General features: G+C 51.7%; 7 protein-coding genes and 2 pseudogenes. All 9 read right to left on the reverse strand.

Translation table 11 applies throughout. From position 1 onward, the window contains the following. A partial coding sequence (locus J4G02_21330) for a right-handed parallel beta-helix repeat-containing protein (protein MCE2397066.1) occupies window positions 1-1,029 on the reverse strand: 1,029 nt, incomplete at its 3' end. 19 nt (window positions 1,030-1,048) lie between these two features. Next, entirely contained in the window at window positions 1,049-1,840 is a 792-nt protein-coding gene (locus tag J4G02_21335) for a hypothetical protein (protein MCE2397067.1), read from the reverse strand. A gap of 60 nt (window positions 1,841-1,900) precedes the next feature. After that, window positions 1,901-2,764: a phytanoyl-CoA dioxygenase family protein gene (locus tag J4G02_21340; protein MCE2397068.1), complete on the reverse strand. Its 864-nt coding sequence runs from the start codon at window positions 2,762-2,764 to the stop codon at window positions 1,901-1,903. Window positions 2,765-2,871: 107 nt separating this feature from the next. After that, entirely contained in the window at window positions 2,872-3,930 is a 1,059-nt protein-coding gene (locus J4G02_21345; protein MCE2397069.1) for a Gfo/Idh/MocA family oxidoreductase, read from the reverse strand. A gap of 10 nt (window positions 3,931-3,940) precedes the next feature. Continuing rightward, window positions 3,941-5,109 (reverse strand): annotated as a pseudogene (locus tag J4G02_21350) (mandelate racemase/muconate lactonizing enzyme family protein). A 98-nt stretch (window positions 5,110-5,207) separates the two neighbouring features. Further along, a complete protein-coding gene (locus tag J4G02_21355; protein MCE2397070.1) occupies window positions 5,208-6,398 on the reverse strand; it encodes a mandelate racemase/muconate lactonizing enzyme family protein in 1,191 nt (396 codons plus the stop codon). Between the two features lie 43 nt (window positions 6,399-6,441). Continuing rightward, window positions 6,442-7,536, reverse strand: a complete 1,095-nt coding sequence (locus J4G02_21360) for a Gfo/Idh/MocA family oxidoreductase (GenBank protein MCE2397071.1) — start codon at window positions 7,534-7,536, stop codon at window positions 6,442-6,444. Between the two features lie 206 nt (window positions 7,537-7,742). Beyond that, window positions 7,743-8,465, reverse strand: a pseudogene (locus tag J4G02_21365) (isochorismatase family protein). A gap of 229 nt (window positions 8,466-8,694) precedes the next feature. Continuing rightward, a partial coding sequence (locus J4G02_21370; protein MCE2397072.1) for a LamG domain-containing protein occupies window positions 8,695-9,281 on the reverse strand: 587 nt, incomplete at its 5' end.

Genomic DNA, 9,281 nt, shown 5'->3' on the forward strand with positions numbered 1-9,281 from the left:
TTGGTCGTCGAGACATCTATTGCCGGTGACTGTCATCCCGGTGACATCCATCAGGGCAATCCCGCTATATCTGCCGGGTTCCTCCTGTGAGTTGTTCAGACAGATATTGCTGTTGATCGTATTATCTTTGCCACGCGAGGCTTCGATACCGTGTCGGGCATTGTTGACACAGGTGTTGTTGGCAACGACGTTGTATTGATCGCCGCCATCAGCCAGACCGCCGATGCCGTGCCGACCATTTCCGTAAAACGTACTTTCGCTGACAACGGAGTGACGGACATTCATGCAGAAATAGAGTCCATCGCGACCATTATCCCGTCCGATGTTGTTCGTCCAGAGACTGTGCTGGACGGACGTGCCAGGGTGGAAACCGTGTCCCAGACAGCCTTCGGCGAGGCAATCCGTGACAATCGCTCCAGCCCCTCCCTGAACACTTACGCCATCCGCGAGCCAATGCTGCACGACGCATCCCTTCACGCGAGCATCCACCGTCCGCACCAGATGTATGGCAGACACAGTAATATCGCCCCCATCAATACAGAGCGATTCGAGTTCACAGCCTCGCTCTTCCCAACCCACAAATGCCGAGAAAGCGTGAGCCACCCCACCATTTCGCTCTGGATGGCAGGGACGATTGATAGGTCGATCCAGATGGAGCCGGTTTTCGCTGATATCCACAATGAAAGCGTGTGTGGCGTACCAACCGTGTTGTGCCTTGTCGAACACGCTGACTTCCATTCCAACGGTGAATTCCGATCCGTTTTCGACGTGAACGGAAGTCTCACCTGCTTGGGCTTCGCTCATAAGTGGGGAAGCAACCTCCGGCGCACGGACGATGCGACTAGATTGTCCCGCACCACGGATAGTGACGTTGGAACGCAGCCGCACATGGCGGTGTAGGGTATAAACCCCCGGCGGGACCCAGACAATGCCCCCACTCTTGGGCAAGGCATCAATCGCCTCCTGCAATCCAGAAGTGAAGGAACCCTTCCCGTTAAAATTGGTTACATTTAGAGCAGCTTCTTTCATGACTTGTGCGCCTTACGCGTCAAAGCGGTTCATCGCCGACTTCCTGAATCCATTCCCGCGTCCACTCAACAGTTTCTAATTCCAAATCGCAGATACAACTGGCAAGGAAAATCATGCCATCAATACGACCGTCACGGAGCCATTGCAGCCCGATTTCACATTGGTGCTGCATCAAGTCAACCGGCATTGGTTTGCGACTACCGTAATCGTACATGTAACAGCCGAGTATTTTGCGGGGCGATGGTGCAAGCTCTTCGGCACGCTGGAAGTTTTTCGCCAGATCCACCAATTGGTCGGAAGTCCACGTCCAGAACGTGACGACATCACACGTTTCCAGATGCTGACCCACAGGGTGCTCAAGTTGATGGTTGTAAAGCACCACCCACAGATCTAATTTCCGATCCGCCACAGTTAGCTGCTTTTGAATGGTATTCAGCGATTCGACATCGTGGACAGCGACCTTGCCCGTTGCCGGATCGCTGAAAAAATCATCCATCATCACGCCGGTAAAATTCGGGAATTTTGCTGCCAGATTGCGCGCTGCTTCCACTTCGTAATTCTCGGTGGCACCGGCCGCCCCGACGATAGACCAGACTACCTGTTTCAACGGGCGAAACGCTAGCGCGTACTGTTCAAACGGTGGTTGTGGCAGATCATTATAACGCACTAATATGATATTCGGTACGTTAAGATAGAAAGCACCTTCCGCCGGCGTCATTCGTGAAGTAGCGGTCAATCCCCAGTGATCATTGTGGCTACCGGCATGGTGCCCCCAGATCCAGAATTTATCCCTCACAACACCATTTCCCATGACATCGCCTCCTTGAGTTCTCTGTCTCGACTTATCACTTTCTCTAAGAGATGGCGTTGTTTATTTGGCCTTCTTCTGCGCAAAGATAGGATTGTCTAGAAGCGTTTGCACCTCGTAGATCGATCCCGTTCGGTCCGAAGACGGCTGAGGAATGCGAACAGGAGTGGAAACGACACGCGGTTGATTCGTGGGTTCGCCACGCAGCGCGAAGGATTTGAAAACATTCCAATCCCCACCATGTATGGGCCAAGCGTCAAGCGCACAATACTGGAGCAACAGTAGACGGCGGGGGTTGCTGGACTTATTGGGGGCGGAACCGTGCAGCGTGCGAACATGGTGAATCGAAATGCCTCCGGCTTTGACCTGAACGGGAACGGCGTTATCGGAACTAAAATTGGGATCTGTTACCGCACCGACGAAGATACCATTTTGGTGATGGTCATAGGTCGGTCCCTTATGGGAGCCGGGGATAACCATCAGACAACCGTTTTCTAGCGACATATCGTCAATCGCCACACCCACCGCTAGCAGGTCGTCATTGGTATAAGGATAGAACGCCCAATCCTGATGCCATTCGACGGGACTGCCGAATTCAGGGTACTTCATGTTGAGTTTGTGGCCATTATGGCTCACGCCGGGTCCAATCAACTGTTCGACGATATTGAGGATCCGATCGTGGCGTAACGTCTGCTCATAGACGATGTGGTGCATAACGGGATTTTTGATCCGGCGCACGCGCGGGTTTTCCGAAGTATGCCCCGGTTCAAGGTCAAATATATCGGTATGTTCAGTGACCTCACGGGATTTCTCAACAAACTCATCTGTGGCACGCTGAAGGTCAGCAACCTCTTCTGTTGACAGTACATTTTCGACACCGAGATAACCATTTTCGTTGTAAAAGTCAATCTGTTCTTGGGTTAGCATTTGTAGCTCCTTTCAGCTAAACAATGCTTGAGGATAACCGTTCAGTTAGGAGATAGTACAGATTAGTTCTGACCGGCTACGTTGAGATATTTAATTTATTTTACGTTTTACGAATCTGCTCTGGTCGTTAATTCAACTGCGCTGCCGGTCCGAGCGGATGCCATGCCAGCTAACAAAATCTCAGTAACATGACGCGCTGCATAAACGTGCGACAGTGGGGGCTGCTTGCCATCGCGGATACATTCTGCAAAATGCGTGTGCATATCGCCGAGGTCAGCGTCTGAACAATCAATGGCTTTCAGGTCCACCGGCGCTGTTTCGCGGGTGTAAGATGTTGGCGTCCATTGACTCAACGCAGCCCCATCCTCCCCCGGTAGTGTGAGTTTGCCTGCCGTGCCGTGAATGCTTGCACCCCACGTCCGAGCGGGATCACACCAGCTTGTTTCAGCGGTGACGATACCCCCTGATTCCATCTCTAGAACGAGGGTCGCCACATCTTCCAATTCAGTCGGTTTATCAAAGGTAGCTACGAAACCGGTGACACGCTTAAACGTTCCTAGCATTGTGACCAATCCGGAGACAGCATAGACCCCCATATCGAATAGTGCTCCAACGCTCGCTCGTTTGGCATCAAAGAACCAGAGATCGTCATCTTTCTCACCAAAAATGTCTCGAATCTCTGCGTAGTAGATTTCGGGACCGCCGTGACTGCTTCGGAATCGCGCCCCCGAAACCCTGCCAATCGCGCCTTCTGCCAACAATTGACGCGCCTTGCCGATGGAGGCACTTGCGTGAGGGAGACACATCACCGTCAGACGACTTCTTTCTGTCGCTTCCACAAATTGATTAGCTTCGTCCATCTCACCACAAAGTGGCTTCTGCATTAGGACATGCTTCCCTGAATCCAGTGCCTTAACTCCCCAAGACACATGGAGTGGGTGTGGCGTACCAACCAAGATAGCGTCGAGCGAGTCATCTGCGATAATCGAATCGTAGTCCTGCGTCCAGTGAGGGATGTTGAACTGCTCACATTGGTGCTTGAGCCGATGTTCCCGTCTACCACCAAGCACAGCAACCTCGAAGTCCTCTCCGTCAACGAGGGCAGGCAGATGCAGCCGACAAACAATGCCACCCGCACCAATGACACCCAATCTAATTTTCGCCATGTCCGTTCCCCTAATTATCGAAAAAGTCTTCGTCGCCTTCAGGGAGATACTGCCTCGTGGCTTCTTCGTTGAGTTCGACTCCCATGCCGGGCGTGTCCCAAACCTTGATGAATCCATCTTCGACGATAGGATCCGGCAGCCCTTCGACGATATCGTACCACCACTTGGGGTTCCCGGTCGGATACTCGAAGGCGATATAATTCTGGGGCAAGGTCGCCGACACCTGAACGAGGGCAGCCAGACCGATAAGCCCATCGAGTACACCATGGGGTGCCATAAGAATGCCGTGCAGGTCTGCATATTCTGCAACCCACTTCAATTCTGCGATACCACCGATGTCACACGGGTCGGGACCGATTACATCCACGGCTCGCTTCTCGATGAGGTCTTTGAAGTTCTGTCGGAGGTAGATCTGTTCGCCGGTGTGGATCGGTGTCGATGTGCTTTGCGTTACGTCCCGGTAGAGGTCTGCCAGAACATACGGCACATAGTCGCCGGTGATCATGTCTTCAAGCCACATCACGTTTAACGGTTCCACAGCCTTTGCAAGTTTAAGTGCATCAGGGACTGTTAATCCGGGTCATCTCCCAAGGCCTCCTTCATCGCCTGAATACAATCAATTGTATATTTCAACCCACGCTCAGTCAAGACACCACTGGTCCTTGCAAAACGCCCTGGTTGAACTTCACCATAAAAGTAGTCCGGGAACGCACTCGGCATTCCGCTATGAAACGCAATGCCCTGCTTAATAATGGTAAAACCTTCGGGGGAGGCTTTCATTCTTTTCATATTTTCAGCGTGGGCTTCCGGGGAATTTCCGTCCATTGGATACCTGACCGCGCCATTATAGACCCGAACTTTGTCCCGGATTTTACCTCCCAGCAATTTGTAGACCGGAACACCCGCTGCTTTACCGGCAATATCCCAAAGTGCCATCTCTATTGCACTCACTGAGCTGCCCCACGGCTTAAAGCTACCGCCTTTGCGGATCCGCATCATGACCCGTTCCACGTCCGTGGGATCTTCTCCGACTATGAAATCTTTGTAAAACATAATATGAGGCTTCAAGTAGTGTTTACTAGCTTCCACCTCTCCCAACCCGCTGATTCCTTCGTCGGTTGTTATGCGAACCACAGGGTTGGAACCTAATACAGTGCATTTTAAGTCCGTAATTTTCATCGATATGAGTTATCCTTTGGATTTGGTCTGACTTTGTAATACAAAAAGGTAACATTTTACACACGAAAACGGCAAAAATTTCCTATCAAGGGGTAGAGTTAATCGAAAAAGTCTTCGTCGCCTTCAGGAAGATATTGCCTTGTGGCTTCCTCGTTGAGTTCGACACCCATGCCGGGCGTGTCCCAAACGGTGATGAATCCGTCCTGAACGATAGGATCTGGCAGCCCTTCGACGATATCGTACCACCACTTGGGGTTTCCGACCGGACACTCGAAAGCGATATAATTCTGAGGCAAGGTCGCCGACACCTGAACGAGGGCAGCAAGACCGATGAGTCCAATGAATATCCCGTGGGGTGCCATAAGAATGCCGTGCATGTCTGCATATTCCGCAACCCACTTCAGTTCTGCGATACCACCGATATCACCTGGATCGGGACCGATTACATCCACAGCACGTTTCTCGATTAGGTCTTTGAAGTTCTGTCGGAGATAGATCTGCTCGCCGGTGTGGATGGGTGTCGATGTGCTTTGCGTTACGTCTCGGTAAAGATCCGCTAAAACGTACGGCACATAGTCCCCAGTAATCATGTCTTCAAGCCACATCACGTTTAACGGTTCCACAGCCTGCGCAAGCCTTATCGCGTCGGGAACTGTCAATCCGGGTCCACAGTCCAAAGCGAGTCCGACATCGTCGCCTAAAACATCCTTCATCGCCTGAATACAATCAATTGTATATTTCAACCCGCACTCAGTCAAGGGACCGCTGGTCCTTGCAAAACGCCCTGTCTGCACTTCACCGTAGAAGTAATCCGGCACCTGACTTGGCATTTCGCTATGGAATGCAACTCCCTGCTTAATAATGGTGAAACCTTCGGGGGAGGCTTTCATCTTTTCCATATTCGCAGCGTAGGCTTCCGGGGACTTTCCGTCCATTGGAAACCTGACCGCACCATTATAGACCCGAACTTTGTCCCGGATTTTGCCACCCAGCAGCTTGTAGACCGGAACACCCGCTGCCTTGCCGGCGATGTCCCAGAGTGCCATCTCTATCGTACTTACTGAAGTGCCCCACGGCTTAAAACTACCGCCTTTGCGGATCCGCATCATGACCTGTTCCACGTCCGTAGGATCTTCCCCGACTATGAAATCCTTGTAAAACATAATATGAGGTTTCAGGTAGTGTTTTCTACCCGCTACCTGTCCCAGCCCACTGATTCCTTCGTCGGTTGTTATGCGAACCACAGGATTGGTGCCCAAGACAGTGCATTTAAGGTCCGTAATTTTCATTGAAATAAGTTGTGCCTTGGATTTGGTCTAACCCTCTGCAATCCTACCAGTCACTCGGAATTCGTGCATGTTCGGTGTAGGACTTAACGATGTTAATAATAAGCGCGATATCGTTTCGGGCATCAACAACCGATGTACGACAGGGGATTCCCTCGGTGATGCACGCATGGAAATGGCGGATTTCACGACTGAACGCGCTCTCCCACACTATTGCAGGCTCCTTCAGAACCGTTGTGCCGTCCGCTTCGATCTCATGCACCGTGACGGTAGAGAGGATGCCGCGCGAAAACCCTGTGGGGTATTTGACAATCACACGCTTGGTATCGCCGTAAACCTCCAGCGTTTCCTTGAAGTCCCACAAGCCGGGGATAGCTGCCCACGTATAAACGAGGCGTACTTCGTTTGGATATTCAAGTATCGTAGTGATACCGCGCCCGCCGTTCCACAACTCAGTACTGGCTACCGCCTCCGGCACACCAAGCAGGGCACGGAAGCCGTAGAGATCATGGATGCCGCTGCCTGAGAGTGTAGAGAAGGCACTCCCAGCATCGCCAGATATATCTCCGATAGCATCGTGGCGCGCTTTCGCTCCATCTTCACCCGCCTCAACCATCGCATCTGGTGGAATGTCATCGAACCGCTTGATTCGGAAATTTTGGAGATGCAGCTCGTTGCCACAGTGGAGGTGGTTTGCCTGAACAAACCGGACATCGTCCATCGTATCGACCTCACGTTTTGCTAACTCAAACGCGGGATCGTGCACTTTCATGTAGCCCGCTTGACCAACCTTGCCCGATGCCTGACACGCAGCACCGATAGCATCCGCTTCCTGAATAGAGAAACACATCGGTTTCTCAATGAAGACATGCTTGCCTGCATTGAACGCTGCCACGGCGACTCTCGTCTTTGGATCAGAGTGGCAGAGCAGCACCGCATCTACATCGGATGCGAGGAGATCGCGATAATCCGTCACGTAGCGAGGGATACTGAAGGTCTCGGCAACATACGCTGCAGCACCCTGCGACACATCGCAGACGATAGGCACCTCAAATTCGTCCTGAAGTGCTTTTAAGTTGGGTAGATGATGGACCTGAGCAATTGCCCCACAGCCAATAACACCGATACGGACTTTTTTCATAAAATACTCCTATTGCAAATTTGATTACAGATGAAACATAGTACGTGAAACATAAAAATAATATTTTAACGCAATGGCGCAAAGACACAACGGCGCAAAGATTTCTCTTCTTTTCTCTGCGTCATATCGTGCTTGCGTTCCTTTTTTCTTTTTATTCTGTTAATCCTTTAATCCTGAAAATCCTGATTCAGACAGCACGGCANNCCACACTGCTGCTCAACCTCTCGGATGGTAATTTCGGTGGTGAAAAGCTGGTCGAGGGTATCCGGGAACTCCACCCCTGTAGTCGCATCACGAAGTAGGACAATGTTATACCCCCGCCGAGTCATCGCACGGATGCCGTAGTCACGACCAACGACGCACCAGTTGGTAGCAAAGCCGACATAGATCAGGTGTAAGATGCCGCGCTCCTTCGCGAGTTCATGCAGTTGTTCCCCCGTTGCGATCACAAAGTCCTCGTCTTGTACTTCGATTGCCGGGGACATCCCCAATTTGTCTGAAAGGCTATCCCAATGGATACCAATACTCGGAGGCTGACTGCGCGGTCCCCGATAGGCAGCGTATTCGCCAGTCCGGCTCCGAAACTCCGGCGGGGGCCAATCGGGCGGAGACTGGACTTCGGGAGGGGTATGTCGATCAAGTTGAGGGAATTGTCCGGCAACCTCCGGGCAGGGGGCATGCACAATTGTCAATCCCGCCTCACGGGCGGCGTTCAGCGCAGGAACGATTGCGTTGACCGTCACGTCTTTCGCCCGTTCAATCCAACTCTCAATGAAATGTACGTTCCAGACATCAACCAGCACAAACGCAGTTTGTTCAACAGACAGCGGCATCGTGATTTCGCGTCGGATGAAGTTTTCCTCGCGACATGGCACCTCTATGGGGGTGCTGTCCTGAAAATATCGGACACGCAGATCCAGCGTTCGCATATTTCAATTCCTTTTTGGGGTTCGCTTGGCAACCAACTTTACCCCGATACGAGATCGGGATTAAGAAACCCCGATAAATCGGGACTAAGAAGCATGCGCTCACTCCAAGCGGTAGGTAGTTGAGGAGGGCGGGGTTCGGAGGTGGGAGGTGATAAAATAGATATAACCTTGCGAAGGTTTTTGAAACCCTCGCAAGGTTTGGGTTGATTCAAAAAAAATTAACGGAGTGCTACCTGCTAAAATTCTCTCGAGTATTTCGACTCTTGATGGCACCCCAAGTTGTGGTAGCTTTGCCTTTCGGGCTAACAGCAAGTGCACCTGCCTCAAGTCCATCGTCCATGATGGTCCGAATTTCGTCTTCACTCAATGCACGATCGAGCAGCGCGACATCGTCCATGAGCCCGTTAAAATTACCGGTATCATTCGGACGGGTACCAATGATGAATGGATCTCCGGCTGCCTTGAGGTCTGGCAGTGCGTTACACGGGTCGTCACCATTTGGGCTATCCCCATCGAAACATTTGTCGAGTCCTTTTCTGCCATCGGTGTAAACGAGCAAAGACGGTTGTTTCCATAGCCCAACGACATGATGCCACACGTCATCCGTTAGCTTGTCGCGTGGTGCTGGAGCATCAGCCCACTTGCAACACCCATCGGCACCGAAAACGATACGCCCTGTCTCTCCTGCGCCGAAGTTAAGTTCCCAGACGATATTCCGGCTCCCGTCTCCGCCCGGAAACGATTCGTTTGAAAACATACGTTGATTCAAGTTGGGGGTAGATTGTGCCTTAACCCACAAGGATATGGTAAACTCGT

This window comes from Candidatus Poribacteria bacterium (assembly GCA_021295755.1).
Classification (GTDB): domain Bacteria; phylum Poribacteria; class WGA-4E; order WGA-4E; family PCPOR2b; genus PCPOR2b.